This window comes from Alistipes dispar (assembly GCF_006542685.1).
Taxonomy (GTDB): domain Bacteria; phylum Bacteroidota; class Bacteroidia; order Bacteroidales; family Rikenellaceae; genus Alistipes; species Alistipes dispar.
On the sequence record NZ_AP019736.1, the window covers coordinates 1,507,784 to 1,529,298 of the forward strand.

The window sequence follows — 21,515 nt, forward strand, 5'->3', positions numbered from 1 at the left end:
TGTCGCGGTTTAGTTTTGCGTCGGGTCCGCCTCTCCGGCCGGGGTCTCCTCCTCGACGGGTTTGGTCTCCTCGACGAAGTAGTAGGCTTTCAGATAGTCGGCCTCGTTCTCCTCGGCCGGCGGCGTCGCCTTGGCGAATTTCACCAGATCGGCGTCGCGCAGGATCGCCGTGAGGTCCATGCGGGCCTTGTCCGGAAGCTCCTCCGCGCGCATCGCGTCGATGATCTCGTCGGAGGTCATCTCCATCGCTCCGATGTCCCAGCGCGCCGCGATGTAGGTGCGCAGGATGTCCGTCAGTCCCGAATAGTACTGTTTGTGGCGGTTGTTCTGCCACAGTTTCTGGTTGTGGAGCGCTTCGAGCGCCTGGATGGCCGCGACGTGCGGCGGCAGCGGCGGGGCGGGTTTGAACAGGTCGCCGAGCCGTTTGCCGCGGGCCGCGAGCCAGCGGTGGAGGGCGTAGGCCGCGGCGGCCAGCAGCGCGAGCGCCAGCAGGCTCCAAAGGACGTAGCCGCGGATCTCGCGGAACCGGAACGGCAGGGTGCGCTGTCCCTTCAGGTCGTAGATCGACTGCGACGTGGAGTCGATCTGGAACGTCGTCACCTCGAGATAGACCGAGTCGCGGCTCGAAAGCGTGTCGAGGATGTTCTTGTCGGCGTAGAGCACCCGCGCCGTGCCGAGGTTGTAACGGCCCTCGTCGAAGGCCGCGAGGCGGTAGCGCTTGCGCAGCTTCAGGCGGCGGCCGTCGCGTTCGAGCGTATCGACCGGCAGGCTCTCGACCACCTCGATCTTGCCGTCCCGGTCCTCGAACTCCGGGAACTCCACCACCTGCACGAGGTCCTTCTCCACGTCGATCACCAGATCGAAGCGGTCGCCGATCAGAATGCTGTCGGGTTCGGCGTGCGCCGTGACCGTCGGCGTGTTCTGCGCCGCGGCCGGCACGCCGGCCAGCAGGAGGAGCGTTGCTAAGAGTCGTCTCATCGCTGTTTGAAGAGTTTCATCAGTTCGGCCACGTAGTCCCCGTCGGTGGAGATCGTCGCCGTGTCGATACGGTTGTGCTTGAGCGTCTGCTCGATGCCGGCGCTGCGCCGTCTCCACGATTCGGCGTAGTGCTCGCGCACGGCGCGCGAGGAGGTGTCCACCCAGACCTTGCGCCCCGTCTCGGCGTCGCGCAGCTCGACGATGCCCACGTCGGGCAGCTCCGTCTCGCGCGGGTCGTAGATGCGGATGCCCACCAGGTCGTGCCGTCCGCCGGCGATCTTCAGCGCGTCGTCGAGGGCCGAGCGGTCCTGCGAGGAGTCCATGAAGTCCGAGAGGATGAAGGTCGTGCAGCGCTTCTTGTTCACGTTGGTCAGGAAGCGCACCGGCTCGGAGAGCTTCGTGCCCGCGGATTCGGGGCGGAAGCCGATGAGTTCGCGGATAATCATGAGGATGTGGCTGCGCCCCTTCTTCGGGGGGATGAACTTCTCGACCTTGTCCGAAAAGAAGATGCACCCCACCTTGTCGTTGTTCTGCGCGGCCGAGAAGGCCAGCACGGCGGCGATTTCGGTGATGATGTTTTTCTTGAGCCGCTCCGTCGTGCCGAACATGCGCGACGCGGAGACGTCCACGAGCAGCATCATCGTCAGCTCGCGCTCCTCCTCATAGACCTTGATGTGGGGCTTGCGCGAGCGGGCCGTCACGTTCCAGTCGATGTCGCGCACGTCGTCGCCGGCGCGGTACTCCCTCACTTCGGAAAACGACATGCCCCGCCCGCGGAAAGCCGTGTGGTACTTTCCGGCGAAGATCTCGTTCGAAAGACCGCGCGTCTTGATTTCGATCTTCCGGACCCGTTTCAGAATATCGTTTTCGCTCTCCTGCATCGTCAGGGTACGATTACGTTGTTCAGGATGTCGGTGATGATCTCCTCCGAGGAGATGTTCTCGGCTTCGGCCTCGTAGGTCAGGCCGATACGGTGGCGCAGCACGTCGTGGCAGACGGCGCGCACGTCCTCGGGGATGACGTAGCCGCGGCGGCGGATGAAGGCGTAGGCGCGGGCGGCCCTGGCCAGCGAGATCGACGCACGGGGCGAGCCGCCGTAGGCGATCAGGTTCTGCAACTTCCCGAGGTTGTACTCGGCCGGCTCGCGCGTGGCGAAGATGATGTCGATGATGTACTTCTCGATCTTCTCGTCCATATAGACGTCCTCGACCACCTTGCGGGCCTTTACGATGTCTTCGGGCGCGATCACCTTGTTCACCGCGGGCATGCCCGTGCCGGCGAGGTTCATGCGCACGATGTCGCGCTCCTCCTGCTTGTTGGGGTAGGAGATCTTGGCCTTGAGCATGAAACGGTCCACCTGCGCCTCGGGCAGCGGATAGGTTCCCTCCTGTTCGAGCGGGTTCTGCGTGGCCAGCACGAGGAAGGGCTGCGGCAGCGGGTAGGTGTCGTCGCCGATGGTCACCTGCCGCTCCTGCATCGCCTCGAGCAGCGCCGACTGCACCTTGGCCGGCGAGCGGTTGATCTCGTCCGCCAGCACGAAGTTGGCGAAGACGGGACCCTTCTTGACCACGAAATCCTCGTTCTTCTGCGAGTAGATCAGCGTGCCCAGCAGGTCGGCGGGCAGCAGGTCGGGAGTGAACTGGATGCGCGAGAACCCGGCATCCACGGCACGGGCCAGCGTGGTGATGGCCAGCGTTTTGGCGAGTCCCGGCACGCCTTCGAGCAGGATGTGTCCGTTGGAGAGCAGACCGATCAGCAGCGTATCGACCAGATGGCTCTGTCCGACGATGACCTTGCCCATTTCGGTGCGCAGCGTATCGACGAAGACCGATTCGCGTTCGATGCGCTCGTTGAGTTCCTTGATGTTGATGACTTCGCTCATGTTTTATCGTTTGTTGTATCGTTGTCGCGGTTACCCTTTTAACGTTCGTCATGCAAAGTTATTATTTTTCCCGAAAAATTCTTCGCCGATTCTTATTAACTTTGCCCGCATGGAATCCAACGAATCGAAAATCCTGCAAGGGCTCAATCCGGCCCAGCGGGACGCCGTGGTCAATTTCGACTCCCCGTCGCTCATCATCGCCGGGGCCGGCTCGGGCAAGACCCGCGTGCTGACCTCGCGCATCGCCTACATGATCGAGCGGGGCGTGGCGCCCTTCAACATACTCGCCCTGACCTTTACGAACAAGGCCGCCGAGCAGATGCGCGAACGCATCGCGCAGATGCTGCCCGACAACCGCAGCCGCCATATCCGCATGGGAACCTTCCACTCGGTCTTCTCGCGCATCCTGCGCGAAAACGCCGGACGGATCGGCTTCCCCGAGTCGTTCACGATCTACGACTCCTCGGACAGCCGGAACCTGGTCAAGACCGTGGTCCGCGAGCTGAACCTTCCGGACGAGAAGTACAAGCCCAACGCCGTGGCCTCGCGCATATCCTATGCCAAAAACTGTCTGGTGACCCCCGGGGCCTACCTGGCCAATTCGGCCTATGCGGCCGAGGACCGGCAGATGCAGATTCCCGAGTTCGGCAACATCTACAACATCTACTGCCAGCGCTGCAAACGCAACGGGGCGATGGACTTCGACGACCTGCTGCTGCAAACCAACGTGCTGCTGCGCGACTGTCCGGACGTGCTGGCGCGCTACCAGGAGCAGTTCAAATACATTCTGGTGGACGAGTACCAGGACACCAACTATGCGCAGTACGTCATCATCCGCCGTCTGTCGCAGACCCATTCGAAAGTCTGCGTCGTGGGCGACGACGCGCAGTCGATCTACTCGTTCCGCGGGGCCAAGATCGAGAACATCCTCTCTTTCCAGAAGGACTACCCCTCGGCGAAGGTCTTCAAGCTCGAACGGAACTACCGCTCGACGCGCACGATCGTCGATGCGGCCAACTCGGTGATCGTCCGCAATTCGAAGCGCATGGAGAAGCACTGCTTCTCGGAAGGGGCCGAGGGGGAGAAAATCCGCATCCTGAAGGCCTACACCGACCGCGAGGAGGCCGAGATGGTCGTCTCGGACCTGCGCGACAAGGTGCGTGCGGCGGGCGCCGAATGGTCCGAAGCGGTGATTCTCTACCGCACGAACAACCAGTCGGCCGTGCTGGAGGACAACCTCCGCCGCCGCGGCATCCCCTACCGCATCTACAAGGGTTCGTCGTTCTACGACCACAAGGAGATCCGCGACATGCTGGCCTATATCCGGCTGGTCATCAACCCGCGCGACGACGAGGCGTTCCGGCGCATCGTGAACTACCCCGCGCGGGGCATCGGCGACACGACCGTGCAGCGCATCGCGCAACTGGCCGCCGAACGGGGCGTGTCGATGTGGGAGGCGGTCGATGCGCTGGTCGCCGAACCCGCGGCCGACGCCGTGCCGCGGGCCATCGCCCGCAAGGCGGCCGACTTCGTGGCGATGATCCGTTCGCTGTCGCTGGCCCGCAACGACAAGGGACTGTACGACTTCGGCCTGGAGGTCGCCTCGCGGTCGGGCATTCTGGCCGCCTACCGTGCGGAGAACACGCCCGAGGCGGCTTCGGCGCTGGACAATATCGAGGAGCTGCTCAACTCGATGCAGGAATTCAGGGAGCGCTGCGACGCCGAAATCCGCAACGGCGAACGCAGCCCCGGGGAGGAGGCCACCATCGAGGAGTGGTTGCAGCAGATGATGCTGATGACCGACATGGACAAGGACAACCCCGAGGACCGGAACAAGGTGACGCTGATGACGGTCCATTCGGCCAAGGGGCTCGAATACGAATACGTTTACATCGTGGGCATGGAGGAGAACCTCTTCCCGTCGCTGCGGGCCGCCGAGTCGGCCGACGGCATCGAGGAGGAGCGGCGGCTCTTCTACGTGGCCCTCACGCGGGCCAAGGTCGCGGCGACGCTCTCCTATGCCGAGATGCGTTTCCGGTGGGGCAACATGGAGTTCTCGCGGCCGAGCTGCTTCCTGCGCGAGATCGACCCGCGGTATGTGGAGTCCGACGTCGATTTCGCTCAGGAGGCGGTGCGCCGCCGGGCCGACGACGGGGAGGGCTCCTCGGCGCTCGACGAGCTGCGCCGCCGGTACGACTACCGTTACCAGCAGCGGCGGCAGGACGGCGCGGGCGGTTACGGCGGTCCGCGCGGCGGAAATGCCGGCGTCCGGTCCGGAGGAGGTCCGGACGCGGCGGGACGGGGAGCCTACGGCGGCGGTTCGGCCGGCCGGAGCGCTTACGGCGGCGGCCGTTTCGGCGCCCCCTCCGACGGCGAGTCGGGCGTTGCGCGGCGTTTTCCGCGCCCGGCGCAGCCGCAGTCGCAACCCCGCGCGCAGCGTTCCGCCGCGCCCGATCCGGCGCTGGTGCAGCCGCCGCGCCCTTCGGTGGACGGAATGCGCCGCGTCGGCGTGCGGCAGGCGATGGACGGCGGACCGGCGGCCGGGAGTGCGGCGCCCGCGAGCGGCGGATATGCCGTGGGGGAGCGTGTCGAGCACCCGAAGTTCGGGGTGGGCATCGTGCGCCGCATCGAGACCCTGGCCACGGACCACAAGCTGGTGGTGGCGTTCGACAACGCCGGCGAGAAGACGCTGCTGGCCAAATTCGCCAAACTGACCAAACTCGGATGACGATGCAGACGCCGCTCGTATCGGTCTGCATGACCGCCTACAACCACGAACCCTACCTGCGGGAGGCGATCGAAGGGGTGCTCGCGCAGCGGACGGATTTCGCCGTGGAGCTGGTCGTGGGCGAGGATTGCAGCACGGACCGCACGCGGGCGATCGCCGAGGAGTACGCCGCCGCCTGCCCCGGCCGCGTGCGGCTGGTGACGGGGCCCGAAAACATCGGCTGGCGGGCCAACTACCTCCGCACCTTCGAGGCGTGCCGCGGGAAGTACGTGGCCTACTGCGACGGCGACGACTGGTGGTGCGACCCCGGGAAGTTGCAGCGGCAGGTCGATCTGCTGGAGGCCGACCCGGCGTGCGGCATGTGCTACACGCGGGCCGACAACTTCTATCAGGCCACGGGCCGCCGGGAGCCGGACGAGGAGGTGCACTTCACCGATTTCGGCCGCCTGCTCCGCAGCCTGACGATCTGCAATTGCACGACCGTGGCGCGGCGGGAGCTGATCGCCCGCTATTACGACGAGGTGCGCCCCGCGGAGCATCCCGAGTGGTGTACGGACGACGCGCCGATGTGGCTCTGGTTCGCGGCCCGCAGCCGGATCGGCTACCTTCCGGTCGTGACGGCCGTGCACCGCCGCCTGCCCGACAGCGTGAGCCACAGCACGGCCTACCGCCGGAGGATCGCCTTCTGCGACTCGCTCATGGACATAAGCCTCTGGTTCGACGCCCGCTACGGCGACGGCAGCCGCCGCTTCGCCCTGCTGCGCAAGCGCTCCTCCGTGGCGTTGTGGGTGCTGTCGTACAACGGTCCGGTCGGGGAGTACCTCGCCCGCTGGTGGCGCGACCTGCGCGCCTGTCCCCGTCTGGCGCTCTGCCCCGAAGGGGCGGGGCTGCTGGTGAAGAAAATTCTGTTCCGCCGATCCAAAAAGAAGAAGATATGACTGTCAGACAGCGTTACGACGGCATCGTCGCCTGGTTTTCGGAGCACATGCCCGCGGCCGAAAGCGAATTGCGCTACAAGGACCCCTACCAGTTGCTGGTGGCGGTGATCCTCTCGGCGCAGTGCACCGACAAGCGGGTGAACATGACCACGCCGGCCCTGTTCGAAGCCTTCCCGACCCCGTTCGAGATGGCGAAGGCCACGGCCGAAGAGATTTATCCCTACATCCGGAGCATTTCCTATCCCAACAACAAGGCGAAGAACCTCGCGGCGATGGCGCGGATGCTCTGCTCGGAGTTCGGCGGCGAAGTCCCGTCCGATCTGGAGCAGATGCAGCGGCTGCCCGGCGTGGGCCGCAAGACGGCCAACGTGCTCGGGGCGGTGTTGTGGCAGAAGGAGGTGATGCCGGTCGATACGCACGTCTTCCGCGTGTCGGAGCGCATCGGCCTCACGACCGGCTCGAAGACGCCGCTCCAGACCGAGCTGACGCTCGAGAAGCATATTCCGGGCCATCTGCTGCCCGTCGCGCATCACTGGCTGATCCTGCACGGCCGCTACGTCTGTACGGCCCGTGCCCCGAAGTGCGGCGAGTGCGGCATCAGCGCGTGGTGCCGGAAGTACGCCGCCGACCGCCGGGCGAAGCGGGCGGAGCGGGATGGGGAGTAGCCCCCTGAATGGCGCTCCCTGCGGGTTTGCGGCGTAGTCCCGCGTGGTTTCCGGGCGGATGTCGGGAGAATTTCCGGCCGACGGCCGGAAAGCGGGCGGGTGCCGCGCATCCGCGGGCCGCACGGCGGCGGTTTGGTATCTCCCTCTTTTTTGTTACCTTTGTCCGACTGTTATTAGCGAAGGAGGTCCGGAATGAAGTTATCGGAAAAGCATATCGGCTCACTGCGGGAGCTGCTCGCGCGGCCCCGGCTGCGGATCGTGACCGTCTCCCACGCCAACCCCGACGGCGACGCCGTCGGTTCGTCGCTCGCCTGGGCCGAGGTGCTGCGGGGACTGGGCCACGAGGTGACGTGCATCGTGCCGAACAAATACCCCTATTTCCTCGACTGGATGCCGGGCATCGGCGAGGTCGTGGTCTTCAAGACCGACGCCGAAGGGCGCGCGGCGAAGGCCGTGGCCGAGGCGGATGCGATCTTCTGCCTCGATTTCAACGCCGTTTCGCGTCTCGAGATCCTGAGCGCGACGATCGAGGCGAACACGACGGCCTGCCGCGTGCTGATCGACCACCACCTGCAACCCGACGAGGGTTTCGACATCGTTTTCTCGCATCCCGAGGCGTCGAGCACCTGCTTTCTGGTTTACTGCCTGGTCGAGGCCCTCTACGGCCGGGAGGCGGTGACGCGGCGGATGGCCGAACTGCTCTACGTCGGGATGATGACCGACACGGGCAACTTCGCCTTTTCGCACCTCACGCCCGAGCTGTTCCGCGCCGTGGCCGCGCTGGCCGAGACGGGCATCCGGATTCCCGAAATCTACAACAACGTCTATAATGCCTACACCGAAGGCCGCGCGCGGCTGTTCGGCTATGCCATCAACCGCAAGATGAACCTCATAGAGGACGGTACGGTGGCCTACATGTCGCTGATGGAGAACGAAATGCGCCGTTTCCAGTTCCAGCAGGGCGACAGCGAGGGGTTCGTCAATTACGCCCTGACGATCAAGAAGGTCAAAATGTCGGCCATGTTCCTCGCGCACCGCAAGTTCATCCGCATCTCCCTGCGTTCGCGGGGCGACGTGGACGTCAATCTCTTCGCCCGCAGGTATTTCAACGGCGGCGGACACAAGAACGCCGCGGGCGGCAAGTCGTTCCTGACGATGCAGGAGACGATCGACCACTACGTGCGCTCCGTGCGTGAGTTCGCCGAAGAGGGCCGTCTCGGCTGACGGCCATGGACGATTTCCGTCTGAAAGTCTTCATCACGGCAGCCCGGACGCTGAGTTTCACGCGGACCGCCGAACGGCTCTATATCTCCCAGCCCGCCGTGAGCAGACATATCGGCGAACTGGAATCGCGTTACAGGGTTCCCCTCTTCGTCCGCCGCGGCAGCCGCCTGGAGCTGACCGCTGCCGGGCAGGTGCTGCTCGAGGCCGCCGGACGCATCTCCGACGACTACCGCCGGCTGGAGTACGAAATGAGCCTCTGCGCGAACCAGGCCGAGGGCGAGCTGCGTCTCGGGGCCAGCACGACCATCGCACAATACCTGCTGCCGCCGGCGCTGGCGCGCTTCACGGCGCGTTTTCCCGGCGTGCGGGTTTCGGTCCTGTCGGGCAACAGCGGCCAGATCGAACGGGCGCTGGCCGACCGCGAGATCGACCTGGGCATGGTCGAGAGCGTCAGCCGCCGGCAGGGGTTGCACTACACGCTCTTCCGGCCCGACGAGCTGGTGCTGGTGGCGCGTCCGGGCGGGAGGTACGCCCGCACGGAATCCGTGACGCCCGAGGCGCTGTGCCGGATTCCGCTCGTGCTGCGCGAGGACGGCTCGGGGACGCTCGAGGTGATCGCCGCGGCGCTGGCCGGGGTCGGACTGCGGCTCTCGCAGCTCGAGGTGGCGATGCGGCTGGGCACGACCGAGGGAATCAAGTCCTTCGTCCGCAACAGCGACGCGATGGCCCTCGTGTCGGTGATCTCGGTCGTGGACGAGCTGCGCAGCGGGGCGCTGCGGATCGTGGACATCGAGGGACTGACCCTGACGCGCGACTTCTCGTTCGTGCACCTCGCGGCGGAGCCCGTGCCGCTCGCCCGGCAGTTCGCCGACTTCGCCCTGTCCGGTCTCTGACGGTCCGGCGCCCTCCGTCATAACACGAAGTTATTTCGCATAACGAAATCTTGTTGTATTTCAGGCATAAACGCGCGATCTTTGCCTCCGGTATTCTTGAAAAGTCGTCGGGAGGCGTCTCCTCCGACTCAAATTGCGAAACGTTATGCTGGAAAAAGGTAACAGAGCCAATACGCTGCACGGGATTCTGCTCATTGCGCTCTTTTCGTTCGCGGCGTTCTACATCGCCGGATTCCCCTTCGTCAAACGGCTCTCGCTCAGCCCCCTGATCGTCGGCATCGTGCTGGGGATGCTCTATGCCAACAGCCTGCGCAACCGGCTTCCCGAAACATGGGTTCCGGGCATCCGGTTCTGCACGAAACAGGTACTCCGCTGGGGCATCATTCTCTACGGTTTCCGCCTGACGCTGACGCAGGTGGCGGCCGTCGGGCTTCCGGCCGTCGCGGTCGATCTGGTCGTCGTGGCGGGAACGCTTCTGGGCGGCGTCGCGCTCGGGCGGCTGCTGGGAATCGACCGCGACACGGCGCTGATGACCTCGACGGGCAGTGCGATCTGCGGCGCGGCGGCCGTGCTGGGCGCCGAGCCGGTGGTGCGGTGCGAGGGGTACAAGACCGCCGTCGCCGTCTCCACGGTGGTCGTTTTCGGCACGCTCTCCATGTTCCTCTATCCGGTCATGTACCGCACGGGCCTGCTCGGCGGCATGACCGACACGGAGGTGGCCGTCTATACCGGAAGCACGCTGCACGAGGTGGCGCACGTGGCCGGGGCGGGCAATGCGATGGATCCGACCGATGCGCTGGGCATCGCCGGGGTGGCCACCATTACCAAGATGATCCGTGTCATGCTGCTGGCCCCCGTGCTGGTGGTCATGAGCCTGCTGCTGGCGGGCCGGCGGCGCACGCCGGGCGGAGCGGAAGCGCGGGGGCGGATCGCCGTGCCGTGGTTCGCCTTCGGGTTTCTGGGTGTGATCTGCCTCAATTCGCTGCTGCAATACGTGTGCGGTGCGGAGAGCGTCCGGGAGATTCCGCTCAACGGCGCCGTCGAGTACCTCGACACGTTCCTGCTGACGATGGCCATGACGGCGCTGGGGACGGAGACGAGCATCGACAAGTTCCGTCAGGCCGGGGCGAAACCCTTCGTGCTGGCGGGGCTGCTCTACGTCTGGCTGGTTGTGGGAGGGTATTTCGTGACGAAGGGGCTGGTCGGCATGTTTTAGGACCGGTCCCGGTCCGGAAATGCGAAGCGGGCGGAACCTCCGGAGGTTCCGCCCGCTTTCCGTGTCGTTGCGGCGGGAACAGGTTCGGACTGCATGCGGTTGCCGTTGCCGGGGAGGTCCGGTTCCGCCTACGGAAGCCGGGGAAGCTGCGGGGCCTCGTGCTCGGTGTAGCGCAGCACCGTCTCGCGGACGAAATCGGCGAAGCGGCGGGCCTCGTCGTCGGTCAGCGGCGAAGGATAGCTCATCAGCACCAGCCTGTGCTGCTCGAAGGGGCGGCGGAACGAAGGGTGGATGTACTCGTGCGGATTCTCGACGAAGCCGAGCCGCCGGTAGAAATGCAGCCGCCGGATCGAGATTTCGTCCGCCGGAGGGTCGATCTCCAGAATGACGCGCCGGCCTTCGCAGAAGGCCGCGAGGGCCTTCGAACCCATGTTCCGGCCGCGCAGGGCGGGCGATACGGCGAGGTGTTCGACATAGTGCCATCCGTCGCCCTGCCAGTGGTAGAGGATGCCGACGAACTCATCGCCGCACCAGATGCCGTCGGCCCGGAAGTGCGGATCCCGGAGGGCGCGGACGTGGTCCTCCTCGGAGCGCTGCTCCTTGTAGGGGAACGACCGGCGGTAAATCTCCATTGCTTCGGCCCATCCCCTGTCGGCGGGGGAGGTAAAGGGGATGAATTGCAGTTCTTCTGTCATGGTTCCGTATTTTTCCCGCAAGATACGACGAATTCCGTACATATCCTAATCCGCCGCCGGGGGAGGCGGGACCGCATCCCGGCGGGGAGGGGCTCCGGCGTCCGGTTCCCGGAATTTCCGCAGTGCCTGCCTCCCCGGTTCTCCGGATGTCTTCCCGATTTTCCGGATATTCTGCTCCGGAATGCCGGCCGTCTGTGCCCTGCCCTGCGAAGACGCCCCTTCCGGTTCTCCGGAAGGGGCGTCCTGCGCTGCGTGCCGCCGCGTCAGTTCGACGTGGGGAATTTGTAGGTCACGGCCACGGGCTTCTCGCAGATGCCTTCATACTTTTTAACCTGCTCCAGCGTCTTCAGGTTGTAGATGTAGAGGCTGCCCGGCTTGCGGTCGGTCGCCGCGGGGTTGTAGGTGGCGATCAGCAGCAGGTCGTCATCCACGGTCGTGGCCGAGGTGGAGGGCATGGCGTTCGAGCAGATGGCCATGATCCGTTCGCCTTCGGGAAGCGTGATGTCCGGCCGGTCGCCCTCGGCCGGAAGCGTCGGGGTGACGCTGAGCATCGCCCAGTGGTAGATTTTGTCGTCGTAGTTGTAGTAGATGTTGTTGCTTACCTTCGTCGGGACCATCGTGGAGTTCCGGTCGATCAGCATGGGGCGCGACTCGTCGTATTCGAGCACGGTGCTCTGCGACGAGATGCCGGAGTTGGACTTGATGATCTGCACCTTGCGCGGCTCTCCCGCCGTCGAGCGGGCGATGACGTAGTACTCCTCCGTGCCCACGCGGGTTCCGGCGGCGTTGATTACCTCGTAACCGTCGGGGACGCCGAATCCCTTGATGTTCGAGTTCGGAAAGCCCACCACGCCGCTCTCGCTGAACATGAGCGGCACGCGCGTGCCCTGCACGGTGTTGGCGTAGTAGCTCTGGTAGCCGTATTTCACCGGATAGGGCGTCTGACGCACGGCGAGCAGGTCGGAGGCGAATTCGTAGCGGTAGGCCTTTCCGTCGTCGCCGATGACGTAGGAGTAGTGGCCGCGCGAAGTCTTTTCGCCCAGAATCCTGCCCGTGCGTGTGCCGTATTCGTCCATCGCACGGAGCCGGAACGTCACCTCCAGCGAGGTGGGGTCGAGGTGGTAGATCGACCCTTCTTCGTCGCCCGAGGTGATGAGCACGCCCGATTCGGACGAAGAGGAGAATACATATACGTCGCGCAGGTCGCGGAATGCGTAGCTCGGGTTGATCGTCGCCAGCAGGTCCTCCCAGACCTCCTGGGCGCCCTCGGCCTCCTCCTGCGGCGAGCGTTTCTTGACGAAGGCCATCGAACCCTTGCCCTCTTCGTCGTTGCAGAGGATCAGGTAACCTTCGTCGAATCCCGCCTGCACGCGCAGTTCGTAGTAATGGAATCCGACGCTCTCGCCGTTGTCCACCTTCAGGCGCAGCACGTAGCTGCCCGCGCTGTTGAAGGTGTAGTCGAGCGTGGGCGAGTCGGAAAGGTAGATCGAATCGGCCATCCCCGGGAAATCGCCTTCGGGTTTGCCGTAGGCCCATTCGCAGGCGACCTCGCGGTCGTTGGCGCTCTCGATGCGGATGCCGTCGAGACGGAGCGTCTCGGTCGCTTTCGCATAGATCACCTCGTCCACGCCGCTGACCGTCACCGGGGCCAGCTCGCGGTAGTGCTCCTCCTCGATTCCGTAGCAGGAGATCAGCGCCGTGCCGCAGAGAAGCGGCAGCAGGTATTTCAGTATCTGTCTTGTCATGGTAGCTCGCTGTTAATAGTTATACGCGGGGTCGCGCCAGCCCTTCGTCGTGACGCTCACGGACTTGTCGGTGTAGACTTCGGCGTCGGGGAAATTCTCCTTGTAGTAGTCGAACGTCGGACAGAGCACGTAGCGCACCCAGGCCAGTTTCTGCGGATTGTTGCTCCGGACCATGAATCCCATGGTCAGGTCCGCCTGTCCGCCCGTGGTGGTCGTGTAGTGTTCGTTGTCGATGTTCTCGCCGAACTGCTCGACCATCGTCTTGTAGAGCGAGGGGTTCGTATCCTCGATGCCGTGGTAGAACTCCAGCACCTTGCGGTACTTGTCGGGCGTGAAGTTGCCCAGGTACATGTACCACTCGTTCTCGGCATCGTAACGCCACCAGATCGGGCAGGTGGGGGTGCCGTCCGAGATGAGTACGCGGAATACGTTGCGCGGGACGCCTTCGAACAGGTCGGTCTCGACGATCTGGAGCACGAGCGAGGCGGTTTTCGTCAGGATCTTCTCCGAGCGCTTCGCCGTGACGACGATCTCGCCTTCGACCTCGCCGGCGGGAATGACCAGCTCGCCCAGCGTGTAGTCCTCGCCTTCGACGGCATCGACCAGTTCGCGCTGCACGCCGCCCGAGATGTAGTTCGTCGTGGTGTCGTGGATCGCCGCGACCTCGAACGTGCGGTCGCGGTCGGAGACCGTGCCCAGCAGTTTGACCGGGACCTTCCGCTGGATCTCCTGCACCGTCTCGTCGTAGATGGCGAACGAGATGTCGGTGGAGATATACTGGTCGAGGTTGAGCGGACCCTCCGTGAAATAGAGCTTGTTTTTCTGCGACGTGTCGTATTTCAGCCACGTATCGCCGCAGGAAACCGCTCCGGCGGCGACGGCCAGCAACAGGGCCGTATCGAAAAGGAATGAACGTTTCATAAAGCCTCGTCGTTTAGTTTCGGTAATTGTCCTCCACGCTTTTCGGAATGGGAATCGTATAGGTGGCGTCGTCCGTGCCGGAGAAGACGCCCATGCCCGGAAGCTCCACGTCCGACTGGAGGTGCTTCATGTCGAAGAAACTCTCGCCGTCGGCATAGAACTCCTTGCGGCGTTCGTTGTAGATGTTCTCCTCGGTGATCGAACCTTCGCGGTCGGCGAAGGCGGTCAGCTCGCGCGACGTCACCACGTAGTCGAGGTATTCCACCGCCTTGTCGGGGTCCTTGGTGAGATTGGCCTCGGCGACGATGTAGTACATTTCGGGAATCCGGATCAGGCTCAGGCCCGGGATCGAGTTGCCGGTGTAGGTGGCGTTCGTCTCGCCGTTGGCGTACATTTTGCTGTAATGCTTGATGCACTGTCCCGTGCTGGTGTTGAACCAGAGGGTGTACCGCTTGTCGGTGCCGGCTTCGTCCGTGGCGTACACCTCCTTGTACTCGTCGGAGAGCTCGAGCGTGGCGCCGCTGTAGATGTGTTTGTCGTAGTAGTTCTTGAGGAACTGCGTCGAGTAGAGTCCGAAGAGGGTCTCCTGCATGTTGAGCGTGCCGGTCTCCACGGCATTCCACGCCTCCGCGGTCCGCATCAGAGGGAATTTCCCGCTGTCGATCACCTTTTCGGCATACTTTTCGGCCAGTTCCAGGTTGCCCGCCGTCCAATATACGCGGGCCAGCATCGCCTGCACGGCGTAGAGGTTCAGGTGGGTGATGCGGCAACTGGTGAAGCCGTCGGCGGCGTTGGTGCGCACCGGGGTGACCAGCTCCTCGTCCTCGGCGAGGTACTTTTCGGCTTCGGTGAGGTCGCCGACGATCTCCTCGAACACCTTGTCGAGCGAGCTGTACGGGGTGACTTCGATGCCGTAGCTCTTCACGTAGGGAATGGCCTTGGCCTTGGCCGCGGAGTCGCCCGAGCCGGACGATACGGCGAAGAGGCGCACCATTTCGAAGTGCATGAAGGCGCGCAGGGCGAGCAGCTCGCCCTTGTAGAGCCTGATATAGGGATATACGTCGTCGGCTTTGGGCAGAATGTGCGTCAGGGCCTTGTTGATGTGCCCGATCACCTTGTAGCCTGCCACCCAGATGTCTTCGGCGATGGTGACGGCGTCGTCGGTCGTCCACTGGCGCTGCACGGCGTAGGCCATCGGGTCGGTCTGCGGTATGGTGAAGTTGCCGATCATCGTCTCGGGGTATTCGAACGAGAGTTTGCGGCCGTAGAGGTCCTTGTCCGCGCCCATCTCGGCGTAGATGCCGTAGATGGCGTCCTCGCAGCCTTCGGCCGTCGCGTAAAGTTCCTTGTCGGTCACCTCCGATTTGGGATTGACGTCGAGGTAGGCCTCGCAGCCGCCCAGCAGCGGGAGCAGGGCCAACAGATAGAAACGGTATTTTTTCATGCGTGACATAATGCTGTACGGTTTAGAAAGTGGGTCGGAACACCAGGTTGATCGTCCGGCTGTAGGGATAGCTCGTGCCGCGTTCGTATTTGACGGTCGAGAGGCGGAAGATGTCCGAGACGCCCACGCCGATGGCCAGCCGCTTGAAGCCGATGCGCTTGAGGAACTTGGCCTGGAACTCGTAGGTGAGCATCGCGCTCGAGAGCCACAGCTCGTTGAGGCGCTCGACGAAACGCTCCGAACTGTAGGAGGAGTCCTCCGGCCGGATCTCCTTGATGGCCAGGAAGCGCGAGAGGTCGCCCGGGCGCTTCCAGCGGTCGGTGAAGGCGCGTGCGTCCACGTTGTAGCGCGGGTCGATGTCCTCCACCTTGGACCAGAGCGTCTTGTTGTAGGTGTCGCCGCCGAACTTGTAGCTGAACACGAGGTTCAGCGACCAGCCCTTGTAGCGGAGCGTGTTGAGCCACGTTCCTTGCAGCTTGGGCTGCGTGTTGCCCACCACCACCTCGTCGTCCGCATCGTACCGGAAGGTGTATTCGCCGTTCCGGTCGATGAATATTTCCTGACCGGTCGCCGGGTCGATGCCGGCCGAGCGCACGGCGTAGATATCGTACTGCGAACCGCCTTCGCGGAAGCGCAGACGCAGCGGGCTGTCCTCCTCTATCTGGTACGACGTGTTCTTGAGCGTGGTGCTGATGCGGTTGATGCGGTCCTTCACGTGCGAACCGTTGATGACCGTCGTCCAGGCCCAGTTCTTGCTGCGGATCACCTGTGCGGCCACCGAAAACTCGTAGCCGACGTTCTGGTTCTCGCCGAAGTTCACGGTGATGTCCTCCGCACCGGTCGATGCCGGCAGGGGGATCGACATGAGCTGGTCCTTCGTGGTGTTGCGGAAGTAGTCGAAGCCGATGACCAGCCGCTCCTTGAAGAGGGTCATGTCGAGGCCGAAGTTGTTCTTCAGCACGCGCTGCCACTTCAGTTCGGGGTTGCCCATGCGGATCGGTACGGCGCCCACGCCCGTGTAATAGAGGTAGTCGTTGTCGTATTTGTAGGTCGTGATGGCCTGGTAGGGGTTTCCGGTCGTCTGGCCGTTGTAGCCCCACGACCACGTCAGGCGCAGCACGTCGATCCACTTGGCCCGCTCGAGGAATGCCTCCTTGTGGAGGTTCCATCCCAGACCGAACGACCACATGGGCGCGAAGCGGTTCTCCGAACCGTAGGCCGACGAACCGGAGGTGCGGTAGGAGATGTCGGCGAAGTAGCGGTTGCGGAAGTAGAAGTTGCCGCTGGCGAAGAATCCCACCTTGGCCAGGAGCGTCTCGGTGCCCGACGGCAGGGAGGACGGGCTGTACCCGAGCGCGTATTTGATGTCCGACAGGTCGTCCTTGAGGAAGCCTATCGCCGTGGTGTACGACGTGGTCGTATTGGTGTGCTGGATGTCGGCGCCGGCATTGACCACGAAGCCCGTGCCGCGGTCGTCGAGGTTGCGGCCGTAGTTGAGGACGATCTTGCCGTCGTAGTTGAAGGCCTTGCCCGTGCCGAGCCGGTACTCGCCCCGTTTGGCCGGATCGGTTTCGCCGAGGTATGTCGCGTCCTCGGGCGAGGTGTAGCGGTCGTACTGGTTCGTCTTGATATCGACGTTGAACTGTCCGGTGATGAAGAAGTCCTTCGTGACGTACCATTTGGCGTCCACGGTGTTGCGCAGGGTCTGGTCGCGCGTGGTCTCGAAGCTCGACAGCGTGGCGTTGTAGAGCGGATTGACCTGGTGGCCGTCGCCCGAGGTCGAGGTGTCCTCCGGATCGAAGTTGAAGGCCTTGACCAGGTTGCCGTACTCGTCGAAGGGCGTGTCGTAGGGGTTGAGCCGGGTGTAGGCGCTGAAATCGCCGTAGGGCGACTCCTTGGCGTCGGTGAGCGAGTAGTTGGCCGTGTAACGCAGCGTGAGCTTGTCGCGCATGTGGTAGCCGATCGAGAAGTTGAGCGTGTAGTTGCGGCGGTTGTCGCCCTTCATCACGCCGTACTTGTCGCTGAAGCGCAGCGAGGTGCGGTAGTCGATCTTCTGGGCGCGGCCGCTCAGCGACAGCGAGTGGGTATGGCTGAACGGAACGCGGAGCGGGGCGCGTATCCAGTCGGTGTTCACGCCCCGGCGCACGTTTTGCAGCTTGTAGGCGTAGGCTTCGTCCATCGAGCCGTTCTCCGTGGTGTAAAGTCCGGCCAGCCGCTCCAGCTCGAGTTTCTGCGCGGCGTTGCAGAGGTTCATCGAGCTGAGGTCGGGGATGCTCAGTTCGGGGACGAAGTTGTAGCTCAGGCGGGGCTTGCTGTCGGTCACCTGCTGGCGCTCGATGACGATCACGCCGTTGGCGGCGCGGTCGCCATAGACGATGGCCGCCTGGGCGTCCTTCAGCACGTCGATCCGTTCGATCTCGTACATGTCGAGGTCGTAGAGCTCCTCCATGGTGATCTCCGCGCCGTCGAGGATGATGAGCGGGTTGTTGTAGGCCTTCTCCTCGGCCGACGTGGCGATGGAGTTCGAACCGCGTATGAGGATTTCCGGAATGGCGTTGGGGTTCGAGCCGAGGGCGTTGTTGTCCACGACCACCATGCCGGGCGTCACGGCGCTGAGCGCCGTCATGATGTTGGTGTTCGAGATCGAGACGAGGTCTTCGCCCTTGATCGTCGTCACCGAGCCGGTGTAGGTGTTCTTGTTGCGGGTGAACATGCCGTTCACCACGACGTCCTCGATCTGTGTGCCGCCCTCCTTGAGCGAGACCTTCAGTCCCTTGGCCGAACCGGTCACGGCGATCCGGCGGCTCTCCATGCCGAGGAAGCCGATTTCGAGCACGGCCGGACTGGTCTTCGACGTGAAGGTGATCGAGAAGCGTCCGTCGCCGTCGGCGGAGACGCCCTGTCCGTTGCCGCCCTTCAGGATGACCGACGCACCGGCCAGCGGATTCTTGTTCGGGTCGTAAACGGTTCCCGAGACGGTGAACTTGCGGGTCTTGCCCGAGGTGTCGTAGATGACGACGAAGTCGTTCTCGGTCTCGTACTTGAAGTTCGTGCCTTCGAGGCATTTTCCGAGCAGCTCATAGACGCGGATGTTCTTGAAGTGGCCGGTCACGGCGGGCAGTTGCCGGATGTCTTCGGGATCATAGGCGAAGCGGATGCCCTTCTTGCGGGTGATTTCGTCCAGTACGGCGGTCACGGGCGTCCCTTCGGCGTCGATCGTCAGCGTGGCGTTCATGTCCACGGGTTCACCCCCCCCCTGCGCCTGCGCCGTAAGGACCGCGCGGCACAACAGGGTCACGAGTAACAGCAGCCGGGGTATCCGGCTGAAACGGAACGTAAATGTGTGCATAGGCTTTGGGTTATGGACGGGCCGGCCCGCGGGGTCGGCCCGTCCGGGTTTTCACGAGTTTAGTTTTGCGACGGATAGAGGCTGCGCTCGATCACGTAGATCAGCGACTGGTAGTGCGCCTTCGTATCGCCCGTGGCGCCGTTCACGCGGCTGCGCAGCAGTTTGAGGATCCGGTCGTTCACGTGGTAGAACAGCGCGCGCGACTCGTCGATCGACCGCAGGTTGACGTTGTACTGCCAGCCGTAGCCGTCCGAGAGCATCTCGTCCTTCCACAGTTGCGAGGCCACGTAGCCCTTGCCGTTCGCCTCCTCGATCTCGCGCAGCGGGGCGAGGTAGCGCTCCACCAGCCCCGTGTCGTCCAGTCCCATGAGGGCGATCTCGTCCACCGAGGGGGCGTAGGCCTCCGCGATGCCGCCCAGCTTGATGCGCTTCGACTGGCTCGAGGCCACGTCGGTGGCCGTATCGACGAACATGCGCTGGATGAGCCGCTCGGCGGGCGTCGCCGGACGGCCCTTGATGGCGCTCTCCCAGACGATCCGGTAGAGGTCGTCCATGTACTCCTGCGGCGTGTAGGGGTTTTGGGCGATGTGCGACGAGAGGATCACGTTCTTGTAGCTGTTGAAGAAGGCGCGGCAGAAGTTGAAGCGCAGGATGAACGAGTAGTCCACGTGCAGCGGCATCTTGCCCGTCAGCGAGGGCTGCTCGAGCCATTCGGAGTGCTTCATCTGCTCGAGCACCCACCTGAGCGAGGCGCGCTGCTCCTCCTTGGGGATGGCGATCGCCTGCGGGCCGCCCGCCGTGTTGCTGTTCACGTCCGTCAGACGGATTCCGCCGACGTTGAGCATCGCGGCGTTCACGTAGCGGGCGAACTGTCCGGCGATGGCCTCGTAGAGCGCCGTGCGGTGCTTCATGTCGGGGTCTTCGGCGTCGGGGATCCACTCCTCCATGCGGGAGAGGATGTACTTGAGGTTGGCGATGCCGTAGTCGCCGGCCTTGAGGTGGTCGTCGCCGAGGTCCTCCTCCAGCGCCGTGGGGTCGTAGCGGGCGACGAGCTGCTGGCGGCCGTAGCGGTACATCGGGTCGCCCGCCTTCTCGTCGATCCAGCCGCGCAGGGTCTCCTCCTCGTCGAACAGATCCTTCTTGTCGGGCAGCGGACGGTAGGCGTATCCGATGGCGTAGTAGTCGTAGGGACCGAGGTCCGGCGGGGTGAGCTTCACGCCCTTGTCGCCGGGCTGGGCCACGTAGTTGAAGCGGGCGTAGTCCATGATCGAGGGCGTCGTGCCGTACCGCTGCGTGAAGGTCGCGCTGCGGAGCGAGTCCACGGGGAAGGCGTCCGATGCGGCCATGTTGTGCATCAGGCCGAGGCAGTGGCCGATCTCATGCGCCAGAATGTACTCGAGCGACTCCTGGAACACGTCGTCGGGCAACTCCTTGCCGCGCACGCGCTCGTCCACCTGCGAGGTCTGCACGAAGCGCCACGTGTTGGCCAGGCGCACCACGTCGTTGTAAACCAGCACCGAGGCGTTGATGATCTCTCCCGAGCGGGGATCGACCCACGAGGGGCCCATGGCGTTGGCCACGGCGGCCGGCACGTACCGGATGCAGGAGTATTTCAGGTTGTCGGGATCGAACTCGGGGTCGTCTGTCGGGAAGTCCTCGATGCGCATGACGTTCTTGAATCCGAGCTTCTCGAAGGCCTTGTTCCAGCGGAGCACGCCGCGGCGGATCGGCTCGCGCCACAATTCGGGGAAGGCGTCGTCGAGGTAGAAGACGATCGGCTTGACCGGTTCGACGAGCTCGCCGCGCTTCCATGCCTCCATGTCGGAGGGCTGCACGCTCCAGCGGTTGATGACCGAGAAATCCTCGATCTGATCCTTCTGGCCGTTGAACCGGGACATGCCGGTGAGGAAGATGCCGATGCGCGAATCCGCCACGCGGGGCTGCGCCGGCTTCTCGGGCAGCAGCAGGATCGTGCGCGTCACCTTCATGGTCATCGGCTCGTCCTTCTTGAGCTGGATGAGTCCCAGCAGGTCGGCCGAGACGGAGTAGGAGAGGTAGGACTTGACCGAGACGTTGTCCTCGAAGGCCTTGATTTGGTCGATGGCCGAACCTTCGCTCTTGAACTTGCCGGTGATGCTCACCATGCCGCTCGAACTCTCGATCGGGGCGAGGGGCTTGTTGTCGCCCGCGAAGAATTTGGTCATGTCCACCACGATGGCCGAGCTGTCGCGGTTGTAGCAGACGAACTTGTAGGAGTCGATGATCGGCGGCAGGGTGCTGCGGCCGATGGCCTTGAGCCGGGCCGAGTCGCGTGGATCGCAGAAGGGCGGCACGACGGCCTCCGAGAGGTAGAGCGTCGTGTCGATACGCGTGAATTTCACGTGCATCGGGTCCTTGGGCTTGTAGCCGATGGTGCCCAGATTGATGTCGCTGGCCTCCGAAATGGTGGAGGCGATGAGCATCTCGCGGCCGATCGTCTCCAACGGAACTTCCGCGTAGAGCTTGCCCTTGAGCTTGTGCAGCGTCAGGAACGGACTGCGGGCCGTCTGGCACGACTTGTCATTGACGAACATTTTGGTGTATTTGTCCACTTTCGGCTTTTCGGCCTGTTCGGTCTTCGATTTTTTCTTCTTCGATTTCGATTTCGAAGCGGCCAGACCGGTTGCCGGAGCGATCAGCAGGGCTGCGGCCAACAACAAAACACGGGATTTGGAGAGAATTCGCATATAAAAATTTTTAAAGAATATTTCGCTTCATGTTATTATTCGTAACCGGTTTTTCGACCCGGAAATCCGACTGTAACGAAAAGTCCGTTTTTGCCTTATATTTTCGCATTT

The 21,515-nt window shown here is 63.7% G+C and carries 15 protein-coding genes; 6 read left to right on the plus strand and 9 right to left on the minus strand.

The genetic code is table 11. The features are described 5' to 3' along the window. Positions 1–9: 9 nt before the first annotated feature. The 3 genes from FME97_RS06395 to FME97_RS06405 are packed head-to-tail and all read right to left on the minus strand — an operon-like array spanning position 10 to position 2,860. Entirely contained in the window at positions 10–978 is a 969-nt protein-coding gene (locus FME97_RS06395) for a hypothetical protein (RefSeq protein ID WP_141428414.1), read from the minus strand. Further along, a complete protein-coding gene (locus tag FME97_RS06400; RefSeq protein WP_141428415.1) occupies positions 975–1,859 on the minus strand; it encodes a DUF58 domain-containing protein in 885 nt (294 codons plus the stop codon). The genes FME97_RS06395 and FME97_RS06400 overlap by 4 nt, the downstream gene beginning before the upstream one ends. A 2-nt stretch (positions 1,860–1,861) precedes the next feature. Further along, the gene (locus tag FME97_RS06405) at positions 1,862–2,860 is read right to left on the minus strand and encodes an AAA family ATPase (RefSeq protein WP_141428416.1); all 999 of its coding nucleotides are present in this window, start codon (positions 2,858–2,860) and stop codon (positions 1,862–1,864) included. 109 nt (positions 2,861–2,969) lie between these two features. On the opposite strand from FME97_RS06405, the gene FME97_RS06410 reads away from it, so the two are divergent. The 6 genes from FME97_RS06410 (at position 2,970) to FME97_RS06435 (ending at position 10,524) form a co-directional block, all read left to right on the plus strand. After that, the gene (locus FME97_RS06410) at positions 2,970–5,588 is read left to right on the plus strand and encodes an ATP-dependent helicase (RefSeq protein ID WP_141428417.1); all 2,619 of its coding nucleotides are present in this window, start codon (positions 2,970–2,972) and stop codon (positions 5,586–5,588) included. Continuing rightward, a complete protein-coding gene (locus tag FME97_RS06415; RefSeq protein WP_317129387.1) occupies positions 5,585–6,526 on the plus strand; it encodes a glycosyltransferase in 942 nt (313 codons plus the stop codon). The genes FME97_RS06410 and FME97_RS06415 overlap by 4 nt, the downstream gene beginning before the upstream one ends. Further along, the gene (gene nth / locus FME97_RS06420; RefSeq protein WP_141428418.1) at positions 6,523–7,191 is read left to right on the plus strand and encodes an endonuclease III; all 669 of its coding nucleotides are present in this window, start codon (positions 6,523–6,525) and stop codon (positions 7,189–7,191) included. The genes FME97_RS06415 and nth overlap by 4 nt, the downstream gene beginning before the upstream one ends. 192 nt (positions 7,192–7,383) lie before the next feature. Then, the gene (locus FME97_RS06425; RefSeq protein ID WP_141428419.1) at positions 7,384–8,415 is read left to right on the plus strand and encodes a DHH family phosphoesterase; all 1,032 of its coding nucleotides are present in this window, start codon (positions 7,384–7,386) and stop codon (positions 8,413–8,415) included. 5 nt (positions 8,416–8,420) lie between these two features. Next, positions 8,421–9,308 (plus strand): LysR family transcriptional regulator, encoded by an 888-nt coding sequence (locus FME97_RS06430; protein WP_141428420.1) that lies wholly within the window; start codon positions 8,421–8,423, stop codon positions 9,306–9,308. 145 nt (positions 9,309–9,453) lie between these two features. Then, on the plus strand, positions 9,454–10,524 hold the full coding sequence (locus FME97_RS06435; RefSeq protein WP_141428421.1) for a YeiH family protein: 1,071 nt from the start codon (positions 9,454–9,456) through the stop codon (positions 10,522–10,524). Positions 10,525–10,652: 128 nt separating this feature from the next. Here FME97_RS06435 and FME97_RS06440 read toward each other — a convergent pair whose 3' ends face one another. From FME97_RS06440 to FME97_RS06465, 6 genes are all read right to left on the minus strand, one after another. Next, positions 10,653–11,219, minus strand: coding sequence for a GNAT family N-acetyltransferase (locus FME97_RS06440; protein ID WP_141428422.1), 567 nt, complete (start codon positions 11,217–11,219; stop codon positions 10,653–10,655). A gap of 263 nt (positions 11,220–11,482) precedes the next feature. Next, a complete protein-coding gene (locus tag FME97_RS06445) occupies positions 11,483–12,964 on the minus strand; it encodes a hypothetical protein (RefSeq protein WP_141428423.1) in 1,482 nt (493 codons plus the stop codon). Positions 12,965–12,976: 12 nt separating this feature from the next. After that, positions 12,977–13,885 (minus strand): DUF4843 domain-containing protein, encoded by a 909-nt coding sequence (locus FME97_RS06450; protein ID WP_141428424.1) that lies wholly within the window; start codon positions 13,883–13,885, stop codon positions 12,977–12,979. A 13-nt stretch (positions 13,886–13,898) separates the two neighbouring features. After that, complete coding sequence (locus FME97_RS06455) at positions 13,899–15,338, minus strand: RagB/SusD family nutrient uptake outer membrane protein (protein ID WP_141428425.1); 1,440 nt, start codon at positions 15,336–15,338, stop codon at positions 13,899–13,901. A gap of 13 nt (positions 15,339–15,351) precedes the next feature. After that, positions 15,352–18,678, minus strand: coding sequence for a SusC/RagA family TonB-linked outer membrane protein (locus tag FME97_RS06460; protein ID WP_141428426.1), 3,327 nt, complete (start codon positions 18,676–18,678; stop codon positions 15,352–15,354). A 59-nt stretch (positions 18,679–18,737) separates the two neighbouring features. After that, positions 18,738–21,404, minus strand: coding sequence for a zinc-dependent metalloprotease (locus FME97_RS06465; protein ID WP_141428427.1), 2,667 nt, complete (start codon positions 21,402–21,404; stop codon positions 18,738–18,740). Between the last annotated feature and the right edge of the window lie 111 nt (positions 21,405–21,515).